At 62.5% G+C, this 24188-nt stretch carries 24 protein-coding genes and 1 pseudogene; 13 read left to right on the forward strand and 12 right to left on the reverse strand.

What is annotated here, in order from left to right; all coding sequences use genetic code 11:
- The 8 genes and pseudogenes from RT582_RS20340 to RT582_RS20375 all read left to right on the forward strand — a co-directional run.
- A pseudogene (locus RT582_RS20340) lies at positions 1-143 on the forward strand (cytochrome-c oxidase, cbb3-type subunit II); the annotation flags it as partial.
- Between the two features lie 6 nt (positions 144-149).
- Positions 150-335: a CcoQ/FixQ family Cbb3-type cytochrome c oxidase assembly chaperone gene (locus RT582_RS20345; RefSeq protein WP_003301805.1), complete on the forward strand. Its 186-nt coding sequence runs from the start codon at positions 150-152 to the stop codon at positions 333-335.
- A complete protein-coding gene (gene ccoP, locus RT582_RS20350) occupies positions 336-1253 on the forward strand; it encodes a cytochrome-c oxidase, cbb3-type subunit III (protein ID WP_023446314.1) in 918 nt (305 codons plus the stop codon).
- 135 nt (positions 1254-1388) lie between these two features.
- Positions 1389-2801, forward strand: a complete 1413-nt coding sequence (ccoG, locus tag RT582_RS20355) for a cytochrome c oxidase accessory protein CcoG (protein WP_313479626.1) — start codon at positions 1389-1391, stop codon at positions 2799-2801.
- Between the two features lie 12 nt (positions 2802-2813).
- Positions 2814-3314, forward strand: coding sequence for a FixH family protein (locus RT582_RS20360; RefSeq protein WP_014820511.1), 501 nt, complete (start codon positions 2814-2816; stop codon positions 3312-3314).
- 7 nt (positions 3315-3321) lie between these two features.
- Positions 3322-5736, forward strand: a complete 2415-nt coding sequence (locus RT582_RS20365; RefSeq protein ID WP_023446317.1) for a heavy metal translocating P-type ATPase — start codon at positions 3322-3324, stop codon at positions 5734-5736.
- A 79-nt stretch (positions 5737-5815) separates the two neighbouring features.
- Positions 5816-6028, forward strand: coding sequence for a cbb3-type cytochrome oxidase assembly protein CcoS (gene ccoS, locus RT582_RS20370; RefSeq protein WP_313479630.1), 213 nt, complete (start codon positions 5816-5818; stop codon positions 6026-6028).
- The gene (locus RT582_RS20375) at positions 6021-6737 is read left to right on the forward strand and encodes a sulfite exporter TauE/SafE family protein (RefSeq protein WP_313479633.1); all 717 of its coding nucleotides are present in this window, start codon (positions 6021-6023) and stop codon (positions 6735-6737) included. Before ccoS ends, RT582_RS20375 begins: the two co-directional genes overlap by 8 nt.
- Before the next feature lie 18 nt (positions 6738-6755).
- Here RT582_RS20375 and nadE read toward each other — a convergent pair whose 3' ends face one another.
- The gene (gene nadE, locus RT582_RS20380; protein ID WP_023446320.1) at positions 6756-7583 is read right to left on the reverse strand and encodes an ammonia-dependent NAD(+) synthetase; all 828 of its coding nucleotides are present in this window, start codon (positions 7581-7583) and stop codon (positions 6756-6758) included.
- A gap of 206 nt (positions 7584-7789) precedes the next feature.
- On the opposite strand from nadE, the gene hemN reads away from it, so the two are divergent.
- The 4 genes from hemN (at position 7790) to RT582_RS20400 (ending at position 11245) form a co-directional block, all read left to right on the forward strand.
- Entirely contained in the window at positions 7790-9166 is a 1377-nt protein-coding gene (gene hemN, locus RT582_RS20385; protein ID WP_313479636.1) for an oxygen-independent coproporphyrinogen III oxidase, read from the forward strand.
- A 118-nt stretch (positions 9167-9284) separates the two neighbouring features.
- Positions 9285-10019: a fumarate/nitrate reduction transcriptional regulator Fnr gene (fnr, locus tag RT582_RS20390; RefSeq protein ID WP_014820517.1), complete on the forward strand. Its 735-nt coding sequence runs from the start codon at positions 9285-9287 to the stop codon at positions 10017-10019.
- Between the two features lie 27 nt (positions 10020-10046).
- On the forward strand, positions 10047-10595 hold the full coding sequence (locus RT582_RS20395) for an adenine phosphoribosyltransferase (protein WP_014820518.1): 549 nt from the start codon (positions 10047-10049) through the stop codon (positions 10593-10595).
- A 47-nt stretch (positions 10596-10642) separates the two neighbouring features.
- On the forward strand, positions 10643-11245 hold the full coding sequence (locus RT582_RS20400; RefSeq protein ID WP_041014188.1) for an SCO family protein: 603 nt from the start codon (positions 10643-10645) through the stop codon (positions 11243-11245).
- A 28-nt stretch (positions 11246-11273) separates the two neighbouring features.
- On the opposite strand, the gene RT582_RS20405 is transcribed toward RT582_RS20400, so the two are convergent.
- The 8 genes from RT582_RS20405 to pdxB all read right to left on the reverse strand — a co-directional run bounded on the left by RT582_RS20405 (position 11274) and on the right by pdxB (position 19094).
- Positions 11274-11978 (reverse strand): transporter substrate-binding domain-containing protein, encoded by a 705-nt coding sequence (locus RT582_RS20405; protein ID WP_313479640.1) that lies wholly within the window; start codon positions 11976-11978, stop codon positions 11274-11276.
- 9 nt (positions 11979-11987) lie between these two features.
- Complete coding sequence (locus RT582_RS20410) at positions 11988-12761, reverse strand: ABC transporter permease (RefSeq protein ID WP_014820521.1); 774 nt, start codon at positions 12759-12761, stop codon at positions 11988-11990.
- Positions 12758-13504 carry an ABC transporter ATP-binding protein gene (locus RT582_RS20415; RefSeq protein ID WP_014820522.1) on the reverse strand — a complete coding sequence of 249 codons (747 nt, stop codon included), beginning with the start codon at positions 13502-13504 and terminating at the stop codon, positions 12758-12760. The genes RT582_RS20410 and RT582_RS20415 overlap by 4 nt, the downstream gene beginning before the upstream one ends.
- A gap of 103 nt (positions 13505-13607) precedes the next feature.
- Positions 13608-14597, reverse strand: coding sequence for an ABC transporter substrate-binding protein (locus RT582_RS20420; RefSeq protein ID WP_014820523.1), 990 nt, complete (start codon positions 14595-14597; stop codon positions 13608-13610).
- 145 nt (positions 14598-14742) lie between these two features.
- Positions 14743-15342, reverse strand: coding sequence for a recombination mediator RecR (gene recR / locus RT582_RS20425; protein ID WP_014820524.1), 600 nt, complete (start codon positions 15340-15342; stop codon positions 14743-14745).
- Positions 15343-15502: 160 nt separating this feature from the next.
- The gene (locus RT582_RS20430) at positions 15503-15829 is read right to left on the reverse strand and encodes a YbaB/EbfC family nucleoid-associated protein (protein WP_003294866.1); all 327 of its coding nucleotides are present in this window, start codon (positions 15827-15829) and stop codon (positions 15503-15505) included.
- Between the two features lie 18 nt (positions 15830-15847).
- On the reverse strand, positions 15848-17860 hold the full coding sequence (dnaX, locus tag RT582_RS20435; RefSeq protein WP_101275572.1) for a DNA polymerase III subunit gamma/tau: 2013 nt from the start codon (positions 17858-17860) through the stop codon (positions 15848-15850).
- Between the two features lie 88 nt (positions 17861-17948).
- Positions 17949-19094 (reverse strand): 4-phosphoerythronate dehydrogenase PdxB, encoded by a 1146-nt coding sequence (pdxB, locus tag RT582_RS20440; protein ID WP_313479644.1) that lies wholly within the window; start codon positions 19092-19094, stop codon positions 17949-17951.
- Between the two features lie 121 nt (positions 19095-19215).
- Here pdxB and RT582_RS20445 point away from each other — a divergent pair, with 121 nt between their 5' ends.
- Positions 19216-20610, forward strand: a complete 1395-nt coding sequence (locus tag RT582_RS20445; protein ID WP_125877452.1) for an MATE family efflux transporter — start codon at positions 19216-19218, stop codon at positions 20608-20610.
- A 26-nt stretch (positions 20611-20636) separates the two neighbouring features.
- On the opposite strand, the gene RT582_RS20450 is transcribed toward RT582_RS20445, so the two are convergent.
- From RT582_RS20450 to RT582_RS20460, 3 genes are read right to left on the reverse strand one after another with little or no spacing between them, the layout of a single operon-like run.
- Complete coding sequence (locus RT582_RS20450) at positions 20637-21740, reverse strand: cyclic nucleotide-binding domain-containing protein (protein ID WP_044314034.1); 1104 nt, start codon at positions 21738-21740, stop codon at positions 20637-20639.
- Positions 21741-21758: 18 nt separating this feature from the next.
- Positions 21759-22709 carry a 1-aminocyclopropane-1-carboxylate deaminase/D-cysteine desulfhydrase gene (locus RT582_RS20455; protein WP_044314035.1) on the reverse strand — a complete coding sequence of 317 codons (951 nt, stop codon included), beginning with the start codon at positions 22707-22709 and terminating at the stop codon, positions 21759-21761.
- Between the two features lie 5 nt (positions 22710-22714).
- Positions 22715-24073 (reverse strand): chromosome partitioning protein ParA, encoded by a 1359-nt coding sequence (locus tag RT582_RS20460; protein ID WP_213574904.1) that lies wholly within the window; start codon positions 24071-24073, stop codon positions 22715-22717.
- Positions 24074-24188: the final 115 nt, after the last annotated feature.

The following is a 24188-nucleotide window of genomic DNA, read 5'->3' on the forward strand; positions in this document are numbered from 1 at the left end:
TGTCGGCACTGCGCACCCTCGGCGTGCCGTACACCGAAGAAGACATCGCCGGCGCCAAGGATGCCGTCCGTGGCAAGACCGAAATGGACGCCATGGTGGCTTACCTGCAAGTACTCGGCACTGCACTCACCAACAAACGGTAACGCATGATGGAAATCGGGACTCTTCGCGGCTTGGGCACAATTCTGGTATTCGTCGCCTTTATCGGCGTGGTGCTCTGGGCTTACAGCAGCAAACGCAAGAATAGCTTCGACGAAGCCGCCAACCTGCCCTTCGCGGACGACGAGACCGACGCCAAGAAGCGTGATGAAGAAGCTTCCAGGAGTAAGAAATAAATGACCTCGTTTTGGAGTTGGTACGTCACCCTGCTGAGCCTCGGCACCATTGCCGCGCTGGTCTGGCTGCTACTGGCAACTCGCAAGGGCCAACGCCCTGACAGCACTGAAGAAACCGTTGGCCATTCCTATGACGGTATCGAGGAATACGACAACCCGCTGCCGCGCTGGTGGTTCATGCTGTTCGTCGGCACCGTCATCTTCGCCCTCGGCTACCTGGTGCTGTACCCCGGCCTGGGCAACTGGAAAGGCATCCTGCCGGGCTATGAAGGTGGCTGGACTCAGGTCAAGGAATGGCAGCGCGAGATGGACAAGGCGGACGAGCAGTACGGTCCGCTTTTCGCCAAGTACGCCGCCATGCCTGTAGAGGAAGTCGCCAAGGATGCTCAGGCGTTGAAGATGGGCGGTCGCCTGTTCGCCTCCAACTGCTCGGTCTGCCACGGCTCCGATGCCAAGGGCGCCTACGGCTTCCCGAACCTGACCGACAACGATTGGCTGTGGGGCGGCGAGCCGGAAACCATCAAGACCACAATCCTGCACGGCCGCCAGGCGGCGATGCCGGCCTGGCGGGACGTGATCGGCGAAGAAGGCATCCGCAACGTTGCCGGCTATGTGCGCAGCCTGTCCGGTCGTGATACCCCAGAGGGTATCAGCGTCGACATTGAGCAGGGTCAAAAAATCTTCGCGACCAACTGTGTAGTCTGCCATGGACCGGAAGCCAAGGGCGTTGCAGCCATGGGCGCGCCGAACCTGACCGACAATGTCTGGCTATATGGTTCGAGTTTTGCCCAGATCCAGCAAACCCTTCGCTACGGTCGCAATGGCCGCATGCCGGCCCAGGAAGCAATCCTTGGCAACGACAAGGTGCACTTGCTGGCGGCTTACGTTTACAGCCTGTCGCAGCAGCCGGAGCAGTGATACACAGGGTCGGGGTGACGACCTGTCGCACCCGACCCCAACGCTCCGGGCGTACCATTCGCAGCTGGACAGAAAAATGATCCTGGTCGGCACGCATCGGCCAGGACACCCACCTTCCGCCGTGGTACGCACTCGATGACTGAGCAGATCCCCGTTCGTGATGTAACCCCCCCGTCCAAGGCCGGAGCGTCAGCTGACCTTTACGCCGCGCGTGAAAAGATCTACACCCGAGCCTTCAGCGGCCTGTTCCGCAACCTGCGACGCGTTGGCGGCGCAGTACTCTTCATCCTCTTCTTCGGGACCGTCTGGCTCAACTGGAACGGCCGTCAAGCCGTCTGGTGGGACCTGCCAGAGCGCAAATTCCACATCTTCGGGGCGACATTCTGGCCCCAAGATTTCATGCTGTTGTCGTGGCTACTGATCATCTGCGCCTTCGGCCTGTTCTTCATCACCGTCTTCGCCGGCCGCGTCTGGTGTGGCTACACATGCCCGCAGAGCGTGTTCACCTGGGTATTCATGTGGGCCGAGAAGATCACCGAGGGTGATCGCAATCAGCGGATGAAGCTCGACAAGGCGCCGATGAGCGCCAACAAGTTTCTTCGCAAACTGGCCAAGCATGCCATCTGGCTCGCGGTCGGCATCCTCGTGGCGATCACCTTCGTCGGTTACTTCACCCCGATCCGCGATCTGGTGCCCGACCTGCTCACCCTGAACGTCAACGGCTGGGCAGCGTTCTGGATCGGCTTCTTCACCCTCGCCACCTACGGCAGTGCTGGCTACCTGCGTGAGCAGGTGTGCATCTACATGTGCCCCTACGCACGCTTCCAGAGCGTGATGTTCGACAAGGACACCCTGATCGTTTCCTACGATCCGCGTCGCGGCGAGAAGCGCGGCCCGCGCAAGAAAGACGCCGACTACAAGGCAATAGGCCTTGGCGACTGCATCGACTGCACCATGTGCGTTCAGGTCTGTCCGACCGGCATCGACATCCGCGACGGCCTGCAGATCGAGTGCATCGGCTGCGCCGCCTGTATCGACGCCTGCGACGCCATCATGGACAAGATGAACTACCCGCGCGGCCTGATCAGCTATACCACCGAACACAATCTGTCCGGCCAGAAGACCCATCTGCTGCGCCCGCGCCTGATCGGTTACGCCGTCGCGCTCCTGGCCATGATGGGGCTGTTCTCCTACGCCGTGTATGATCGCCCGCTGGTAAAACTCGACGTGCTCAAGGATCGCGTGCTCTACCGCGAGAACGAGCAGGGCAATATCGAGAACGTCTACACCCTCAAGGTCATGAACAAGGCTCAGCAAGAACAGACCTTCGTGATCGAAGCGACCGGCCTCAACGGTCTGGTCTACGAAGGCCGTAACGAGATCCGCGCCGAGGGCGGCGAGCTCGTCACGATCCCGGTCGAGTTGTCCATCGCCGCCGAGAAGCTGCCCTCGAGCACCAATGAAATCGTCTTCCACATTCGCTCGGTAGACGACGACTCGATAAACGACGATGCAGACAGCCGTTTCATCGGCCCAAGCATCCGCTAAGTAAGGTAACGCATGCGCTCTGATAACGAACAAACGCGTTGGTACACCCAGTTCTGGGCCTGGTTTGTCATCGCCATCCTGCTGAGCTCTGTGGTGCTGGGTCTGTCCCTGCTGACGTTGGCGATCAAGAATGCCGACACCCTGGTCGCGGACAACTATTACGACGCCGGCAAGGGCATCAACCAGTCGCTGGAGCGCGAGAAACTGGCAGAGCGCCTGGAGATGCAGGCACGCATCGCCCTCAATGACGAACGCGGCCTGGCCGAAGTGCAGCTGAGCGGCGCAAGCCGCCCGCAACAACTGGTGCTTAACCTGATCTCTCCGACCCAACCCGAGCGCGACCGTCGCATCATCCTGCAGCCGCAGGGTGAAGGCATCTATCAGGGCCAGATGCAGGAATCGATCAGTGGCCGCCGCTTCATCGAGCTACTCGGTCGCGAAGGTGATCAGGACTGGCGCCTGTACGGGGAAAAAACCATCGAAACCGGCCGCGCCCTCGAACTGAAGCCTTGAGCCGCTGATGGCAAAGCCTCTCCCCTGCTACCACTGCGGCCTGCCGGTGCCAGCCGGCAGTCCGTTCCAGGCCCGCGTGCTGGGTGAGACGCGGGCCTTGTGCTGCCCAGGCTGCCAGGCCGTCGCTGAAGCCATCGTCAAAGGTGGGCTGGAGAGCTACTACCAGCACCGCAGCGACACCGCCATCAACCCGCAGACTCTCCCTCAGGAACTGAGCGAAGAGATGGCGCTGTACGACCGCGAGGACGTCCAACAGCCGTTCGTACAGCACCAGGGCGATCTGGCAAGCACTTCGCTGATGATCGAAGGGATCAGCTGCGCCGCCTGCGGCTGGCTGATCGAACGCCACTTGCGCAACCTGCACGGCGTGGCCGAGGCCAGCCTCAACCTGTCCAATCATCGCCTGAACGTACGCTGGAGCGACGCACAGCTGCCGCTCAGCGAGCTGCTCGGCGAGCTGCGACGGATCGGCTACGCAGCACACCCCTACCAGGCCGACCAGGCTGCCGAGCGCCTGGCCAGCGAGAACCGCCGTTCGCTGCGCCAGCTGGGCGTAGCCGGGCTGCTGTGGATGCAGGTAATGATGGCCACCATGGCCACCTGGCCCGAGTTCAACCTGGACCTGTCGGAGAGCTTCTTCGTCACCCTTCGCTGGACCGCCCTGCTGCTCACCACGCCGATCGTCTTCTACTGCTGCACCGACTTCTTCAAAGGAGCACTGCGCGATTTGCGCACCCGCCACCTGACCATGGACGTGTCGGTGTCGCTGGCGATCGGCGGTGCGTACGTCGCCGGCATCTGGTCCACCATCACCGGCCAGGGTGAACTCTATTTCGACGCGGTGGGCATGTTTGCCCTTTTCCTGCTGGCCGGGCGCTACCTGGAGCGGCGCGCGCGCGAACGCACCGCAGCCGCCACCGCACAACTGGTCAATTTGCTGCCTGCGTCCTGCCTGAAACTCGACGCAGACGGTCACAGCAATCGCATCCTGCTCAGCGAGCTGCAGCTCGGCGACCGCGTACTGGTGCAACCCGGTGCGTTGATTCCGGCAGACGGCCTCATCATCAGCGGTCAGTCCAGCGTCGATGAATCGGTACTGACCGGTGAGTACCTGCCCCTGCCCCGCGGCGTGGACGATGCAGTAACCGCTGGCACGCTGAACGTCGAAGGCCCGCTGACCGTGGAAGTCCAGGCCTTGGGCGACGACACCCGTTTATCCGCCATTGTCCGCCTGCTGGAGCGTGCTCAGGCAGACAAACCGAAGCTTGCCGAGCTGGCCGACCGCGTCGCGCAGTGGTTTTTGCTGGTGGTGCTGCTCGTTGCAACCGTCGTCGGGGTGGTCTGGTGGCAGATCGATCCGCAACGCGCGTTCTGGATCGTTCTTGCATTGCTCGTCGCGACCTGCCCATGCGCGCTGTCGCTGGCGACACCCACAGCACTTACCACGGCCACCGGTACGCTGCACAAGCTCGGTCTGCTGCTGACCCGCGGGCATGTGCTCGAAGGCCTGAATCATATCGATACCGTGGTGTTCGACAAGACCGGTACCCTGACCGAGGGCCGCCTGACACTTAGCGCCGTGCACCCGCTCGGAGCTTTGAATGCCGATGCCTGCCTGGCGCTGGCCGCAGCCCTGGAGAACCGCTCCGAACACCCGATTGCCCGCGCCTTCGGACGTGCGCCGCTGGCGGCGGAATCGGTCGAAACGGTGCCGGGCCTGGGCCTGCAAGGCAACGTTGAAGGTCGCAACCTGCGGATCGGTCAGCCCAGCTTCGTCGCCGAAGGCTTCGCCCAACCGGCACCCGCTATTCCCGGCGACCAGGGGCAATGGCTGTTGTTGGGCGACGATCAAGGCCCGCTGGCCTGGCTGGTATTGGACGATCGGCTTCGCGACGATGCCCCGGCACTCCTCGAGGCCTGCCGCGCCCGTGGCTGGCAGACGCTACTGCTATCCGGTGACAGCTCACCGATGGTCGGCCAGATTGCCAGGGAACTGGGCATCGATGAGGCCGAAGGCGGCATGACCCCTGCCGCCAAGCTCTCCCGATTGCAGGCATTGCAGGCCGCCGGACACCGGGTGCTAATGCTCGGCGACGGCGTCAACGACGTCCCGGTGCTTGCCGCAGCGGATATCAGCGTCGCTATGGGCTCGGCGACCGACCTGGCCAAGACCAGTGCTGATGCGGTGCTGCTATCCAACCGCCTAGGCAGCTTGGCGCAGGCATTCGACGTCGCACGCCGCAGCCGCCGCATCATCATCGAGAACCTGGCCTGGGCAAGCCTGTACAATGGCCTGATTCTGCCCTTCGCCGCCTTTGGCTGGGTCACCCCACTATGGGCCGCGCTGGGGATGTCGCTCAGCTCGCTGCTGGTGGTTTTGAACGCCTTGCGGCTGACACGTCAGCCGGCAAGTCACGGCTGAATCTGCTGCAACGCACGTCATTGGCGCAGCGGCGCACTTTACGCAGCTGAAGACTTCGCTTCGGATCCTGGAGGTCCTAATGGCCGCTCTGTACATCCTCATCCCTGTTGCCGTGGTCCTGGTGGCCGTCGCAATCTGGGTGTTCTTCTGGGCGGTGGACAGCGGGCAGTTCGACGATCTCGACGGACCGGCGCACAGCATCCTGTTCGACGACGACGAGCCGCAGAAGCCTTCCGCAGTCGATGCAGTGGAATCCTCGGAAGATCAGCCGGAGCAACGCAAAGGTGACTGAACTGCTGCCCCTGCTGCTGTCAGCACTGGTCTTGGGACTACTGGGAGGCGGCCATTGCCTCGGCATGTGCGGCGGCCTGATGGGTGCACTGACCATGGCCATTCCACCGGATCAGCGCGGCAGGCGCCTGCGCCTCCTGGTCGCCTACAACCTCGGACGCGTATCAAGCTATGCCGTTGCCGGATTCCTGATCGGCCTGGCGGGCTTGGCCGTTGCCAACAGTCCAGCGGCCATGGCGTTACGAGTCGTCGCCGCACTTCTGCTGATCACCATGGGCCTGTACCTCGCCGGCTGGTGGAGCGGGCTGACACGCATCGAGTCGCTAGGGCGCGGACTCTGGCGTCATATCCAGCCTATCGCTAGCAAATTCATGCCAGTAACGAGCGTTCCACGCGCCCTGATACTGGGGGCGCTGTGGGGCTGGCTACCGTGCGGCCTGGTCTACAGCACCCTGTTGTGGTCAGCCAGCCAGGGCGATGCACTGGATAGCGCTTTGCTGATGCTGGCGTTCGGCATCGGCACCTGGCCGGTGTTGCTTGCCACCGGCCTTGCTGCCGAGCGATTGACAGTGTTGCTGCGCAAGCGCGGCGTGCGCGTCGTCGGCGGGGTAATGGTGATTCTGTTCGGTATCTGGACGCTGCCAGGCCCTCATCAGCAGTGGCTGATGGGGCATACCTCAGCGCCATCTCACGAGACACACGCGCACTAGCGGAAGGCTTGCGAGCGCTCAGGGCTCCTTGGGCAACTGGCGCTTGTGAGCAGTCTTGTCGTAGGTATCGATGATGATCCGGGCCGCCTCGTCCGGTACCGGCTTACCCTGCAGAAAATCATCGATGTTGCGGTAGCTGACACCGTGAGCGGCCTCATCGGGCTTGCCAGGTGACAGCTCTTCGAGATCCGCGGTTGGCACCTTGTGCACCAACTGATCGGGAGCGCCCAATGCCGCGGCTATCTGCCGGACCTGATCCTTCACCAGACCCGCCAGTGGCGTCAGGTCGCACGCGCCATCACCGAACTTGGTGAAGAAGCCCATCACCGCCTCTGCCGCATGGTCGGTACCGATGACCAGGCCCTGGCGCGCGTTGGCGATCGTGTACTGAGCAACCATGCGCATCCGCGCCTTGGTATTGCCCAGCACGAAATCACGCTGCGCCGGGCTCAAAGGATCAAGCGCCTGCGTGGCGGCAGCCAGGCCCAGCACCGCGGTGCCGATGTTCACGGTGTGGCACTCGTCGGGCTTGATCGCATCCACCGCCAGCTGCGCTTCATGCTCGTCATGCTGCACCTGATAAGGCAGGCGCACGGCGATGAAGCGATAGTCGTCGCCTTCCCCTGCTTCGCGCATGCCGGCGACCGCCCGCTGGGCCAGCAGACCCGCCGTGGTCGAATCGACGCCACCACTGATCCCGAGCACCAAGGTCTTCAGGCCCGACTCGCGCAAGCAGGTCTGGATGAAGCTCACCCGACGATCAATCTCGGCCTGTACCGACTCCGGCCCGGTAAATGGTGCGCAGACGTTGAGCGCGGTTGCGATTTCCTGCTGGCGGCTGTGCATGAATCTCTCCTCTGGCGATATGAAGGCGCTGCTGAAGCATAAGACGCTGACGTGATCATCTGACCGCCAATCAGCGCGATCCTTCCGGATGTCGGCGCCGATCTGGCCCAGCGCGCTAGGGTCGGATCAAGTTTGATACAGGTCAAGTCCGCCGCAATGCCCTGCCCCTAGAATCCAGCGACCGCCGTCATGACCGGGAACGCCACATGCTCGACTCCATTCGCTGGGATTCCGACCTGATCCGTCGCTACGATCAAGCCGGCCCGCGCTATACGTCGTACCCGACCGCGGCCCAGTTCAATGAAAAGGTCGGCTCGTTCGACCTGCTGCACGCATTGCGCGGCAGCCGCCAGGCGTCACGCCCGCTGTCGCTGTACGTCCATCTGCCATTCTGCGCCAACGCGTGCTACTACTGCGGTCGCAACAAAGTGGTGACCAACGACCGGACACGCGCACAGCCCTATCTGGAACGCCTCGAGAAAGAAATCGAGCTGATCACCTGCCACCTGGGCAAGGACCAGGTGGTCGAGCAGCTGCACTTTGGCGGCGGCACACCTACCTTTCTCAGCCATGATCAACTGCGTCGGCTGATGGGCCATCTGCGCCAGCACTTCAACCTGCAGGACGATGATCATGGCGACTTCAGTATCGAGATCGACCCCCGGGAAGCGGATTGGCCAACCATCGGCCTGCTCCGCGAACTAGGTTTCAACCGCATCAGCATCGGCGTGCAGGATCTGGACCCGGACATCCAGCGCGCCATCAATCGCATGCAGACCCTGGAGCAAACACGCACCATCATCGAGGCGGCCCGCACGCTGCAGTACCACTCGCTGAGCATCGATCTGATATACGGCCTGCCGCTGCAGACGCCAGCACGCTTCGCCAGAACCGTTGAAGCGATCATTGACCTGCAGCCGGACCGGCTCTCGCTGTTCAACTATGCTCATCTGCCTGAGCAATACGCGCCGCAGCGCCGTATCAACGCCAACGACCTGCCGGCGCCCGCCGAAAAGCTGGCCATGCTGGAGCAGAGCATTCATTTGCTCACCGACGCGGGATACCGCTACATAGGCGTGGACCACTTCGCCCTGCCGGACGATGAACTGGCCATGGCGCAAGAAGATGGCAGCTTGCAGCGCAACTTCCAGGGCTACACCACCCATGGCCATTGCGATCTGGTGGGCCTCGGCGTTTCGGCCATCAGCCAGATCGGTGATCTCTACTGCCAGAACACCAGCGACATCGAACAATACCAATATCAGCTGGATCAGCATCAGCTAGCCACCGCCAGAGGCTTACGCTGCAAACAGGACGACCATATCCGCCGCACCGTCATCCAGTCTCTGATCTGCGATTTCGAGCTGAGCTTCACGAAAATCGAGAGCGAGCATGACATCGAGTTCAGACAGTACTTCGCCGAAGGCTGGCCGATGCTCGAGCAGATGGCCGCTGATGGGATGATCGAGATCACCGAGAGCCATCTGCTGATTCAGCCTGCTGGCCGGCTACTGGTTCGCTCGATATGCATGCTCTTCGACCACTATCTCCCCGAGCAGGTCAGCCAGGCCAGTCGCGCCTGATCTAGAGCGCCTCAGGCTATCGACCAAATGATTGCCCTGCGACCCTTGAGCCGATTGGCCATCGCCGACATCCTGAGTTAACCTTGCGCGCTATAACTAGGTTTCCAGGAAGCCCTCTATGTCCGAATCGATCAAGGTCCGTGCGCAGCGGCAAGCTCATTGCAAGGATTGCAGCCTGTCCGGGCTGTGTCTGCCCCTGTCGCTGAACATGCAGGACATGGACGCTTTGGACGACATCGTCAAACGCGGCCGCCCCCTGAAGAAAGGCGAAACCCTGTTCCGCCAGGGCGACGTGTTCAGTTCCGTATTCGCCGTACGCTCCGGCGCGTTGCGGACGTTCAGCGTTACCGATGGCGGCGAGGAGCAGATCACCGGCTTCCACCTGCCCAGCGAGCTGGTCGGTCTTTCCGGCATGGATACCGAAAGCTATCCAGTCACCGCGCAGGCATTGGAAACCACCTCGGTTTGCGAAATTCCCTTCGAACGACTCGACGAACTGAGCGTCCTGCTGCCGCAGCTGCGTCGCCAGCTCATGCGCATCATGAGCCGCGAAATCCGCGATGATCAGCAGATGATGTTGTTGCTGTCGAAAAAGACCGCCGATGAGCGCATCGCGACCTTCCTCATCAACCTTTCTGCACGCTTCAGCGCACGCGGCTTCTCGGCCAATCAGTTCCGCCTGCCGATGTCGCGCAACGAGATCGGCAATTACCTGGGCCTGGCGGTCGAGACCGTTTCCCGTGTATTCACCCGTTTTCAGCAGAGTGGCTTACTCGAGGCCGAGGGCAAGGAAGTACGCATTCTGGATTCCATCGGACTGTGCGCCCTAGCCGGCGGCGCAATGGATGTCTGAGTCAGCGCGTTTGGAGTAACAGATCAGATGATCTTCGACGAGTTCAGCATCAAGACCCTGATCCGCCCGGTGCAGGACTTTCCCCGCCCGGGTGTGGTGTTTCGCGACATCACCCCGCTATTCCAGTCGCCAAAGGCGCTACGCATGGTGGCTGACAGCTTCATTCAGCGCTATGTGGAGGCCGACTTCACACATATCGGCGCGCTTGATGCGCGAGGGTTCCTGGTCGGCTCGATTCTCGCCTATGAGCTGAACAAACCTCTGGTGCTGTTTCGCAAGCAGGGCAAGCTGCCGGCCGACGTGCTGTCGCAGGCCTACAGCACCGAATATGGCGAAGCGCATCTGGAGATTCACGCCGACAGCCTTTGCGAGGGCGATTCGGTGCTGTTGTTCGATGACCTGATTGCGACCGGCGGCACGCTGCTAGCCGCCGCACAGCTTGTGCGACGCATGCGCGCGAGCATTCATGAAGCGGCTGCCATCATTGATTTGCCCGAACTGGGCGGATCGCAGAAACTTCAGGACATTGGCATTCCCACGTTCACTCTGACCGCCTTCGCCCTAAGCGACCGCTGACGGCGAATGTGCCGCGCAGCTGCTAGGTAAAGGATCTGCCCGTGTTAATGACGTTAAGGCGCAGCCTGCTTATCCTAGTTCTGGCCTGTACTCCTCCCGTGTTCGCACTCGATCGCGATGCACTGCTGGACCAGGCGAATATCCTGCTGCTGCCGCGTGAACGGCCCATTCCCCAGCTCGAGCTGATCGACCAGGACGGCCTGCCTTTCAGTACTTCGTCGCTGCAGGGGCGCTGGCACATCCTGTTCTTCGGCTTTACCGCCTGCCCCGACATCTGCCCGACCACGCTGAGCGACATGCGTCGGTTGCTCAGCCGGCTACCGCCCGAGACTCGCGAGCAGCTGCAGGTGGTATTGGTCAGCGCCGATCCCGCGCGCGATACGCCGGAACAACTCAAGGCCTACCTGAGCTACTACCGCGCCGGCTTCAGCGGCTTGACCGGCGACATGGAGCAACTGCTAAGGCTATCCAGGGCGCTGGGCCTCCCTTTCGTTCCGGCGCGCGAAACAGAAGGCGACTACAGTGTCAGTCATAGCGGAAATCTGGCCTTGGTCGCACCGGATGGCAGCCTGCGCGGGCATATTCGTGCGCCGCTGAAACTGGAGGGCTTGCAGCGGATGCTGCCGCAGATACTCGAGAACGAACGCTGAACCTGGCCATCGAAGCCGAATTACCGAATCAGTGGCAGTCCAGGGTATCGGCCAGCACGTATGCCTGAAACGCCACCTCATCGACCCATTGCTGGGTCAGCCCCGCCAACCGCCCTTCTGCCAACCATTGCGCCAAGAGTGCGTTGATCTGCTGCTGCAGGTTAGCGTCATCGGCGACGGTCAGGCTTAGCTGCCACCCGGCATCGAAAATCGACGGTAACAGGTGCTTGTAGCGCCGCCACTCGGGCAAGGTGGCGATCTCCGTCAGCAGCACATCATCTTCGACAACCGCAGCGCACTCACCAAGCTTGAGTCCGATCAGCGCATGCGCCGCGCTCGGATATTCCCGAGGCACCGCCGCGAAGCGCTCGCTAAGCAACGCTCCATATGGACTCGCGTGATTGACGCAAACCGTCTGCCCCTGAAGATCGGACCAGGCAAGCAACTCACCTTCCGTCGCACTTAGCGCGGCAGGCACAGCATGATAGTAAGTGGCCGGGCCGACCCGATCGCCTGCGACCAGGCGCACTTCAGCGTCATCTGCGCTGACCACGGAAGACCCGGAACGCCCAAGCGCTTCGGCCAATTGCTCGATCAGCGCCGACTCGAAACTCTCCGTTTCGCTGCTGGACAACACCCGATGTTCGGGCAGTTGCACCCGCAACGACTCGGCCATCGACGCGACCGGCATCAACAGGACGAGCCAAATGGCAATGCGCGAGGGAACAGACATGCAATGGCCTCAGACGTACTGATAGCGAAGCATCCGCTGCTTGAACTTCTCCAGTACAACCTGATCGATCAGCGTGGCGAGAATGGCGATGACCAGAATGTTCATCATCACGCCAACCATGTCAGCAATCTCGCCCGAGTACGCGAGCGAACGCCCGAGCCCCTGGCCGAAACCAATCAGCATCTCGGCGGAGATCAGTGCACGCCAGGCGTTACCGAAGGCCAGCTGCGCGCCGGTGATCAGCTCAGGCATCACGGCGGGCAGATAAACGCGGCGCAGCAGCTGCCAGCGCGAGGCACCCATCACCCGCGCCGCGGCGACGTGCACCGGCTGCACGCTCTCGGTGGCATTCATCACCGACAGCGCCATCGGGAAGAAAGCGGCCAGGGCGACCACCACGATGATCGGCAGATTGCCGAAACCCATCACGATCAGAAACAACGGCACCCAGGCGATCGACGGAATCGACTGCAGAATGACGATGGCCGAGCGCAGGATCTCCCGAAAGAAGAACAGTACCCCACCCACCAGGCCGAAACCGATACCGAACAGCAGCGCGAAGCTGTAGCCACTGCCGAGGCGACTCATGCTGCCGTAAAGCCCTTCGCGGAACTCTGGCTCCTGGATAGTACTGAACAGACGCTCGAAGACGGTCGGGATACCTGGCATCAGAAAGGCCGGCAAACTCCATGCTGCGGCCTGCCAGATCAGAAGAATGAACAGGATGGCCAGAACGACCGCAAGGTACTTCTTTGGGCCAGTAAGACGGCGAGCCTGACTCATGGATGCGCTACCTCCGTCTTGATACCCAGCAGACTGAGAATTTCCTTACGCTCGGCAGCGAAGTCGGACAGGTCGTGGCTCTTCTCGCAATGGGTGAAGTTGAAGGTTTTCAGCACGCGAGTCGGCCGCGCGCTGAACACCAGAACGTGATCGGCCAGGTAAAGGGCCTCATCGACATCATGGGTGACCAACAGCACCGTCGGCTGATGCTCCTCGATCAGTTCACGCAACACGTCCTGCAATGCCATTCGGGTCAGGGCATCAAGGGCGCCAAACGGCTCGTCCAGCAACAGCACCTCGGGTTTGGCGATGAATGCGCGGGCAAGGGCCGTGCGTTGGCGCATGCCGCCGGAGACCTGATGCGGGTAGTAATGCTCGAATCCATTGAGGCCGACCCGCTCGAGCCAAGCCTGCGCCTGTTCGAATGCGCTGGCCTTGGCCACGCCCTGCAGTTCCAGCGCCATGGCAACGTTGCCCTGCAGGCTGAGCCAGGGATAGAGGGCATGCTCCTGGAACACCAGCGTACGTCGAGGGCTCGGCTCGGTGATCGGTTTTTCGTCAGCAAGCACGCGGCCCGCGCTGGGCTTCTCCAGCCCGGCAACCAGATGCAGCAGGGTCGACTTGCCGCAACCCGAAGGTCCAACCAGAGCCACCAGTTCACCCTGGGCGAACTCACCGCTGAAGCCCTTGATGACTTCGAGCTGCCCGAAGCGCTTGTCTACTTCTTCAAACCTGAGTTGCATAAAAATCCGCAAATCCAGAAACGAAATTGCCCGGCAATGCGGGCGATGCAAACGGCCCGGCACAAAGGCCGGACCCGTGTAGTTTCAAACCAGAGTCAAGCAATCAGAGTTCGCGAGCTTCCTGCCAGGACAGATCGACGATGGCACTGGTGTCGAACGGCTTGCCATCGCGGGTCTTCAGCGAACCGAGCTCCTGCAGAATGTCCGCCAGCTCTTGGATGCGCGCCAGATCGTCCTTGCCAAGCTTGGCGCTGAAGGTCTGGGTTCCGATCGCCTCCTCAATGACAACCTCGCGAGCGAGCTCACCACGCTTGAGCGTCTTCAGGGTCGGCTCGGCGATGAAGTAGTCGGCGATCAGCTTGGCTGCCTCGGCAGGCTGCTTGTCGAGCATTTCGATGGCATCGCGCTGGGCGTCCAGCGACTTCCAGACGGCATCCTTGCGCTTGGCCAGGGTATCGCCGGAGGTGATCACCACCATGCACGGGAATGGCCACACTTCACCGATCTCGTAGACCTGCTGAACCGGGGCAACCAGCTGCGCGATGCGATCATACGGCTCGAAAAGGAACGCCGCATCGACACGCCCGGACACCAGCGACTGCACCGCAACGGCCGGGCTGACACCCATGATGTTGACGTCGCTCGGCTTGAGTTCGGCATTCTTCAAGGTCACGCCACGCAGCACTGCATCGGCGGTGCTCCCCTCTTTCTGCGAAGCGAGGATCTTGCCCTTCAGGTCGGCAACCTTCTCGATACCCGACCCCTCAAGCGCCACGATGGAGTGGTAGCCCTGCTGAGCACCACCGACCACCTTGAGGTCAGCACCTTTGGAGGCCCAGGCCACCGCGTTGGTAAAGCCGAGGACGCCGGTATCCAACTGCCCGCCGACGATCGCCTTGATCAGGTCGGTACCGGAACTGAACTCGATCAGCTCGACGTCAAGGCCATGCTTCTTATACAGACCGGCCTCGTGTGCAACCATGGCCTGGGCATCGTCCATCACACGGATGTAGCCAACCTTGAACTTCTCCTGCGCCTGAGCAAACGCGCTCAGCAGCAGCAGAGCTGGAACCAGCCAATGCTTTGCTTTCATTTCGACCTCGATTCGGATAGCCAGCACATATAACCAGAACGAAGGACTATATTCGTTTTAGTTATCTAACGTTGATGGCTTAGAACTTTACCTGAATCACCCAGAAAACTGCACTACCGAGGTGGCATATCGTCAGTACTTCGGGTTATAGGCGGATTGTCTTGCGGCCGGCCAGTGCGTGGGCCAGGGTTCCGCCGTCGACCAGGTCCAGCTCGCCGCCCAGTGGAACGCCATGAGCGATTCGGCTGATGGTCAGCCCCTTTGGAATCAGCATCTGCGCGATGTAATGCGCCGTTGCCTCGCCTTCCACCGTCGGGTTTGTCGCGAGAATGACTTCAGTGAACGCACCGTCTGCAACACGCGCCAGAAGCTCGGGAATGCCGATCGCTTCAGGACCCAAACCATCGAGCGGCGACAGATGCCCCTTGAGCACGAAGTAGCGCCCGCGAAAGCCCGTCTGCTCGACGGCGAAAACGTCCACCGGGCTCTGCACCACGCAGAGCAGCGAATCGTCGCGTCGCGGGTCGGCGCATTGCGGGCACAGGTCGTCTTCGGTAAGGGTACGACACTGCCGGCAGTAGCCGACCCCTTCCATCGCTTTGCTCAGCGCTTGCGCCAGGCGTAAGCCGCCGCTGCGATCCCGCTCCAGTAGCTGCAATGCCATGCGCTGTGCAGTTTTCTGGCCCACGCCGGGAAGAATGCGCAGGGCGTCGATGAGTTGGCGGATCAGGGGACTGAAGCTCATAAATTAAGCGTCGCTATGCAAAGGGGCAGCACAGTGCCAGGGATTCAGGCGGCTTGCAGGACCAGAGGCAAGAAAGCGGGACATCGGAGTCTACTGCGCGTAAATGACGATGCCCCGCCCTTCGAGAAGCGCGCCCATGCGCGCCGATTGGCCGTTCGAGTTAGAAAGGCATCTTGAAGCCTGGCGGAAGCTGCATGCCGGCGGTCATGCCGGCCATCTTGTCCTGGCTGTTCTGCTCGATCTTGCGTACCGCGTCATTGACGGCGGCAGCGATCAGGTCTTCCAGGATTTCCTTGTCTTCCTGCATCAGGCTGTCGTCGAGGCTGACGCGCTTGACGTCATGGCGACCGTTCATCACCACGCTGACCAGCCCGGCGCCAGACTGGCCCGTCACCTCGGCGTTCGCCAGTTCCTCCTGCATCTTCTGCATTTTTTCCTGCATCTGCTGCGCCTGCTTCATCAGGCCGGCCATGCCACCTTTCATCATGGGAATCACCTCAATTAATCAGGTTTCGGAGTGTTCTACGGGTTCGATGGTGCCTTCGCGGATCACAGCGGCGAACTGCTGCATGAGCTGCCGGACCAGGGGATCTGCGTGAATCGACTGTTCCGCTGCACGCTGCCGCTCGGCACGGCGACGCTGAGCGGCCTGCGCAGGAGTTTCCTGCTCCGGCTTCTGCAGCACGATCTCGAGCTGTAGCGTACGCCCGTGGTATTGATTCAGGGCGTCGTTGAGTCGTCGCTGTTGCGTGGGGTTGAATAGTGCGCTCTGCGCAGGATCGAGATGCATCAGCCAACGGTCGCCTTCCACGGCAATCAACGTACAGTTGGCGGCAATGCTGCCGGTAAGACCGGACAAGCCGAGCTTGAGATACAGCTCCAGCCACTCGGCAGCCAGCCCGGTCGCAGGCTCTACCGCAGGCAGTGGCTCGACGGGCTCCGGCTCATCCCTTGAGTGTTCCAGTTCGTCCAGATAGGCCTCGGCCTGGTTCTCGACCTCGAAGTAGTCCTCGTCCGTCAGCGGCGGTTCGTCATCATCCGGCTCTTCGACCTGTACCACGGACGCCACGTGATCGGCAGCGCCGTCCACCGGTACAGGTTCGGGTAAAACGGCATCAGCCTCGACCGCGACGGGCGGTACGTCAGGCGGCTCATTCCACGGCACATCGATGACAGGCGCGGCCTGCGGCGCTTCCACCACATGAGTGGCGACCGGGGTCACTGCCGAGGGCGTGGGAGCCGGCGCGTTCACTGGCATGGTAACGGCCGGCGCAACGGGGGCGGGCTCTGGCGCAGCTGCTACGGCAATCGCAGCGGATGGAGTGGAAGACACGCCAGCGGGAGCGGAATCGGCCACCGCTGCGGGCTTGGAATCAGCTGTGGCCGGGCTGATTCCCAGTGTCTTTAGCGGTGTTCGCGGTGCGCCATCACTGCCTGCAGGACGAAATGCCAGCATGCGCAGCAGCACCATTTCGAAACCGCTGCGAGGATCAGGCGCCAGCGGCAGATCGCGCCGGCCGATCAATCCCATCTGATAGTAGAACTGCACATCTTCGGCCGGTAGCGCCTGAGCCAACGCCAGCACGCGATCACGATCGCCCTGGCCATTGTCCACTGCCTCCGGCAGCGCCTGGGCGATGGCGACGCGGTGCAGCACATTGAGGATTTCGGCCAGCACGCCAGCCCAGTCCGGCCCCTGCTCCGCCAAGTGGCGAACGGCCTCGAGCAACGCTCTGGCATCGCCATCAAGCAATGCCTGCAGCACACCATAGACCTGACCATGATCGAGGGTGCCGAGCATGGCGCGCACATCGGCGGCCAGCACCTTGCCTTCACCGAAGGCGATCGCCTGATCGGTCAGGCTCATCGCATCGCGCATCGAGCCATCGGCGGCACGCCCCAGCAGCCACAACGCATCGTCTTCGAAGGGAACGTTCTCGACGCCCAGCACATGAGTGAGGTGCTCGACCACCCGCTCGGGCGGCATGTTCTTCAGGGAGAATTGCAGGCAGCGCGAGAGGATGGTGACCGGCAGCTTTTGCGGATCGGTGGTCGCCAGCAGGAACTTGACGTGGGGCGGCGGCTCCTCGAGGGTTTTGAGCAGCGCATTGAATGAGTGCGACGAGAGCATGTGCACTTCGTCGATCAGGTAAACCTTGTAGCGCCCGCGGCTCGGCGCGTACTGCACGTTGTCCAGCAGCTCGCGGGTGTCTTCGACCTTGGTACGGCTCGCGGCGTCCACCTCGATCAGATCGACGAAGCGCCCCTCGTCGATTTCCCGGCATACCGAACACACACCGCAGGGCGTCGAGCTGACCCCGGTTTCACAGTTCAGGCACTTGGCGATGATCCGCGCAATGGTCGTCTTGCCCACGCCTCGCGTGCCGGTGAACAGGTAAGCGTGGTGCAGGCGCTGGTTGTCCAGCGCGTTGATCAGGGCCTTGAGCACATGCGTCTGGCCGACCATTTCGCGGAACGAGCGCGGACGCCATTTTCGTGCAAGAACCTGATAACTCATAACACCATCGCGGGGGGACAAGGCAGAGGACGGGTAATGCTAGCGGAGCAGGATGGAAATTGCATCCGGGCTGCACTCGAACCGCCGGCTAGCCCAGCAATCGCGCACCAAGCGCCTCGACTATCGTAGCCAGCGCCGGGTTGTGCCCGCCGATCCGCACCTTGAGGCCATCGATCTCGCGCCTCGGCGGATACTGTTTGCGCAGCAGATCGAACCCGGCCCGACGCTGCGCCTCATCGCCAAGCAGGCTGCGGCGGAAGTCGGCATCGTCGCGTCGCGGGTCGTAGACCGCCCGGCACAGTGTGGCCAGCATCTCGGCGGGCTCTGCGGAGGATGCAAACGCCAGCTCGGTGAGTGCCGGGCCGGGCATCAGCTGCGCCAGTTCGATAGCCGGCTCGACACCACGCGCAGCGCAAAGCGCCGCGTATATCTGCGCCGTACCACGCAGCTTGCCATCCAGACTATACCCGGCGATGTGCGGCGTAGCGATACGGCACAAGCCGGCCAGTGCGACGTCGACCTGAGGCTCGCCTTCCCAGACATCCAGCACGGCTTCCAGGTCCGGCCGCTGCAATAGCAGGTCGCGCAGCGCGGCATTGTCCACCACAGCCCCCCGACTGGCATTGATCAGCCAGGTACCGGGTCGCAACCTCGACAGTCGCGCCTGATCGAACAGGTGAAAGGTCGGCCAGTCGCCCCCCAGGGTCAGCGGCGTGTGCAGGCTGATCACATCGCACTCCGCGAGGATCTCATCCAGCGAGGCGAAATCGCCTGCCTCGCGGACCTGCCGCGGTGGATCGCAGACGCGCACGTCCCAGCCAAGCCCGCGCAGCACTTCGAGCAGCCGCCCACCCACCTCACCGGCACCGACCACACCGAAGCGCCGCCGGGCCAGCGCTTCACCGCGCACCTCCGACAGCGCGAGCAAACTGCCCAGCACATAGTCGACCACGCCCCGCGCGTTGCACCCCGGTGCGCTGGCCCACTCGATGCCGGCCTGCTCGAAATAATCCAGATCCAGATGATCGGTGCCTATCGTGCAGGTCCCGACGAATCGCACTGCGCTGCCTTCCAGCATCTCGCGGTCGACCCGCGTCACCGAGCGCACCAGCAGCACGTCGACATTCTCCAGCGCGGCTCGATTGATGCTGCGGCCGGGCATGCGGCGAATCTCGCCGAAACCGGCAAAGAACTCATCGACCAGCGGAATGTTTTCATCGGCGAGGATATGCATTGCACGGCTCCGGTGAGGGGGAGCACATTCTAGACGGCTTGCCACTGCTTTGCCGCCTTCCTGAGCGTAGCCACGCGGCGTAGACTAGCGCGCTTCTTGTATACAACCGGAACGCCCTGTAATGCCCACTGAGCTCAGACTCAGACGGGTCCGCCTCGAATTGCGCACCCTCTTTGCCCTTGCCCTACCCATGATGATCGCCCAGCTGGCCAGCACGGCGATGGGTTTCGTCGATACCGTTATGGCCGGACGCGTAAGCCCGCAGGATCTGGCCGCCGTCGCGCTAGGCAACTCGATCTGGGTGCCGGTCTATCTGCTCGTCTGCGGAATCACCCTGGCGACCACGCCGAACGTCGCACAGCGCTTCGGCGCAGGGCGGCATGGCGAAATCGGCCCGCTGGTTCGCCAGGCGTTGTGGATGGGCGGCGGCATCGGTGTGCTCAGTGCATCATTGATGTGGAACGCGGAGCCCGTCCTGCATCTGCTGAGCGTCGATCAAGCGCTGGTCGATCCGACCATGGCTTACCTGCGCGCCGTCGCCTGCGGCTTCCCGGCGGTCGCGCTGTATCAGGTGCTGCGCTGCTTCAGCGACGGACTGGGCCATCCGCGGCCAAGCATGGTGATCGGTATCCTCGGCCTGCTGCTGAACATTCCGCTGAACTATGTGTTCATCTACGGCAAGTTCGGCGTGCCGGCGATGGGCGGTGTCGGTTGCGGCGTTTCCACGGCATTGGTGATGCTGTTCATGTTGGTGGCGATGAGCGTCTGGGTTAAGCGCGCACCGGCCTATCAGGCCAGTCAGCTGTTTTCCCACTTCGAATGGCCACGCTGGCCGATGCTGCGTCATCTGCTTTCGGTCGGCGTACCAATCGGGGTCGCGGTGTTTGCCGAGGCCAGCATCTTCTCGGTGATCGCCCTGCTGATCGGCGCCCTCGGGGCAACGGTCGTCGCCGGTCACCAGATCGCACTGAACTTCACGTCGCTGATCTTCATGATTCCACTGTCGCTGGGTATGGCGGTGACCGTGCGTATTGGTCAGGAGCTGGGCCGCAACGCTCCACGCGACGCTCGCTTTGTCGCCGGCGTCGGGATCGGCGCCGCCCTGGTATATGCCTGCTTTTCCGCCAGCGCCATGCTGCTGTTCAGCGAGCAGATCGCGCGAATCTATACCCCGGATCCGGCCGTGGTCGCCGTCGCTGCCAGCCTGTTCCTCTACGCCGCGCTGTTCCAGTTCTCCGATGTGGTTCAGGTCACGGCTGCTGGCGCGTTGCGCGGCTATCAGGACACCCGCATGACGATGGTCTACACCCTCTTCGCCTACTGGGGGATCGGTTTGCCGTTGGGCTATCTGCTCGGCCTGACCGACCACCTCGGCGCCGCCAGTGGGCCTGCCGGTCTATGGCAAGGCCTGATCGCCGGCCTGAGCTGCGCAGCTCTGTTGCTCAGCGTGCGCCTGGCCCGCAGCGCCCGACGCGAGATTCGTCGGCACACTGCGCTTCGCAGGGCGGCCGTCTGACAAAGGTCGGGATGGGGCGGTGCGGATCATAGGCTGCGGTCGATTCGGCCGTCGGAGCGCGCCAGGTAACCCGTGCCACACTCCCAAAGCAGTGCAGCGCGGTCCTCGGTACCAAGTGCGTCGAGTCCACCACGCAGCGCATAGGCGGTGAAGCCGAGCTGCGTCAGTAGGAACACCGCGTTGGCGCTGCGCTTGCCGCTTTCGCAATAGCAAAGGTAGGGCCGCTGCGGGTCCAGCAGACGGGTTTTCAAACGCAGCAGGTGCAGCGGCATGTGCAGCGCCTGCATGGCATGGCCCTGCTCGTAATCATCAAGCAGACGCACATCCAGCCACTGCGCACCGCACGCCAGCAGATCAGCCACGCCATCCAGATCGACTTCGCCAACCACCGGTGCCTTGAGCAGCTCGAGAAAGTCCGCCCGCGCCAGGCGGAGCACCCGACCATCCTCGACCATCGCGACACTGGCATTACGCGGTCGCTCTTCGAGTAGCGCCTCTTCGCCGAAACAGGCTCCGGGTTCCAGCTCGGCCAACAGCTGCTCGCTGCTGCCGGCGGCCTTCAGGACCTGCGCGCAGCCGCTCTTGAGGAAATAGCAGCAGTCCCCGGCTTCCCCTTCACGTAGCAGGGTTTGCCCGGCGGATACTTCGATCTCCACGAGGCGGCTGAGCATGCTGCGAATATTTGCCGGTGGAACCTGGGCGAACAGCGGATTCTCCAGCAGGCGCTCCAGCCACTCCCCGTCCTCGCCCTCCATCGACAGCTGCAGCAGCACATCTTGCAGGGCTTGGCGCCAGGAAAGCAGCCGCTCCAACTCCGCGCTGTCCACCGTCAGCAGCTGGCAGTCATCCAGCGCCCTCGCCTCCTGCAGGCGGCCCGCAGCAAGGCTGTGTAGAGCAGCCGATGTGCCCGCCACCAGCCGCGTTGGCTGCCCGTCGTGATCGGTCAACAGCAGGCTGCCCGACATCAGGTAATGACGTTTCGAACTCAGCTCATCAACAAGGTCGAGCAACTGCCCAGGCGCAAGCGCGAGGGGCACTATGCGCACGCGAAGCTCCCACAACTGGCGTGGCGACAAGCCATTGAGCGGGACCAGATTACGCAGCTGATCGGGGTGCAGCGGTTTGTTCATCCGAGAAAATCCAAACGTCTATCCGTCAATCAGCTTCTGCAGCTGGCCCTGAGCAGCACGGCGCCCTTGCAGTCCACCGGTATGGACGAATATCAGCCGCGTGCCGGCGGGAAAATAACCGCGCTCGACATAAAGGCGCAATGCCATCATGGTCTTTGCAGTGTATATCGGATCGAGCGGCACGCCACCCTGGCGCTCGGTATCGAGAATGAACTGCGCCAACTCCCTGTCGAAGCGACCAAATCCGCCACGACTGGCGTCCAGCAGTTCATAGCCGCTGGACGCCATACCGGCTTGCGCGAGCAAGTTGGCGACGCCGGCATCGACGGCGTGGGAAGGCGGCCCTGCCAGCGCGCCGAACACCCGATGCCTACCTGCCTCGCCGATGACCAGACCTGCCAGCGTCGTCCCGGTGCCGGCGGCCAGCCAGAGCGCGTCGTAGTCCTTCCAGCCGAGCGACGCGAGCGCGGACTCCACTCTCGGAACGAGTCCGGCGCACCCCAGGGCGCCGGGCAAACCGCCGCCACCTTCAGGGATGCAGTAGAAACCTGGATATCGCGCTCGCCATGGCGTCCAGAAGGTAGGCAGATTGCGCTCCCGGTACCCTGCGTAGCCGAGCCAATGCAGCTGCATGCCCCAGCCACGTAGATCGGCGACCGTTGGCGTTACCTGCTCATGGCCGCGCAGCAGGCCGACAGTAGGCAGGCCGAGTCGGCGGCCGGCTGCAGCCAGCGCATGCAGATGATTGGAGTGCGGGCCGCCGAGACTGATCAGCCCCGGCGCAGCGACAGAACGCGCTGCATCGAGATGCTTTACCAATTTGAACCACTTGTTGCCGGACAGCTCGGGATCCAGCAGATCGAGCCGCAGCACCGCAACCTCGACCCCGCTGCGCGCGAGCCAGTCCAATGACAGCGGCTGCAGGATCAGCGGAGCATCGAAGCCGAGATCGGATTGAACGGAGGACAAACCGCTCAGCTGCCGGTGCGCTGCCGGTCTTCCTTGCGGTGCCGGGCGCAGCAGTTGGATTCGCCGATCACGAAGCGACTCGGCGCATCAATCTTGTCCAGGGGCATCGCGCAACGCTCACCGCTGGAAAGCGCCGCGACGCAGGCCGGCTTCTGATAATGCTCCAGCCACTGTCGGTACTGCTCCTCGGAGACAAAGCACTTGGCAGCCGCATAAGCCAGAGGATTGGCGCGGTAGCGGGCCAGGTCCTGCAATGCGATCGTCAGATGCCCGGCACCCGGGTGGTAGGCCATGAACACGACCCCTTGTCGAGACAGTTCCTCCAGCACCCGGTCACCGCTGTGGCGCAGCGTTTCGCACTCGGTCTTGAGCCGCTGGATTTCCTCTTCCAGCTGTGCATCCAGTTCGTTGCGGTAGGCCAGCTCGACATCGCGGATCGCCACCTGCTCCTTGTACTCCGCAATCGCCGCCGCGATACGGGCCTGGGCTTCATGCTCGAACTGCTCCCGGGCGGCGCCGATCTCAACCCGACCGCTGACCTCCAGCGTACGCAGCTGCTTGCTCATTTCCTCACGCGCTTTCTGGAAACTCTCGCCCTGGGCGGTCATCTGCGCATGCAGGCTGGCGTTCAGCTCGGTCTGCTGTTGCAATTTCTGCTGCAGCGTGCGGATCTCCTCCTGCAGTGCCTTGCGTTCCTTCTCCGCGGCAGCCGTGAGCTTGAGCGCGTCTTCTTCGCGCAGACGCTCGAGGTTGGTAATGCGTTGGCGCTGTTGCTTGATCAGCAGCGCAGCCTTCTGCCGCTGTTCACGCTCATGGCTTTCGGAACGTTTCGCGGCTGCTTCCTTGCCGGCCTCGGCTGCATACCAGGTGTCTTCGGCGACCATCTGCAGACGTTCCGCAGGTACGGCCTGAGGCGTCTCCTCTTCGACCAGCAGGCCGAGCTGGTTGCGCTTGATGGTCTCGCGCAACACAACCAGATCATTGCGTTCGGGACCGACCTTGGGATCCCACATGTGCATCTGGTGCCAGGAGACCGGGCACTGGCTGCGGCAGGCCAGGCGAATCGGTCCGGCCCCCATGTCCGGACCACGCCCGGTACGCTCGGCCAACTGACGCAGGGGAATGTTCCAACCGGCGTCGGCAGAGCCGTCATCATTGAAGTCGAGACAGAAAAACACCGCGGCGCGCACCTGCAGCCGCGGATTGATCATTACGTAGACTGCATGCATCTGGCGGTCTGCGAACTCGGGTAGAGCGACCACCCCATCCAGCACCGCTTCGAACTCGGGATACAGCATTTCCTTGCAGATGGAGCCCTCATTGAAGAACAGGACGGCTTCGACCATCTGCGGTTTGTTCTGCATGCTCGATTTCCTTTATCGCCCGCAACTGCGAGCCAGCGATTAGCGAAACGAGCGGCCATCCGATGCCGTCGTCCCGTTGGTGCCGCAAGTTTAGGGGAAATGTTCGCGCAGGCAA

Source organism: Stutzerimonas kunmingensis (assembly GCF_032106285.1).
Taxonomy (GTDB): Bacteria; Pseudomonadota; Gammaproteobacteria; order Pseudomonadales; family Pseudomonadaceae; genus Stutzerimonas; species Stutzerimonas kunmingensis_B.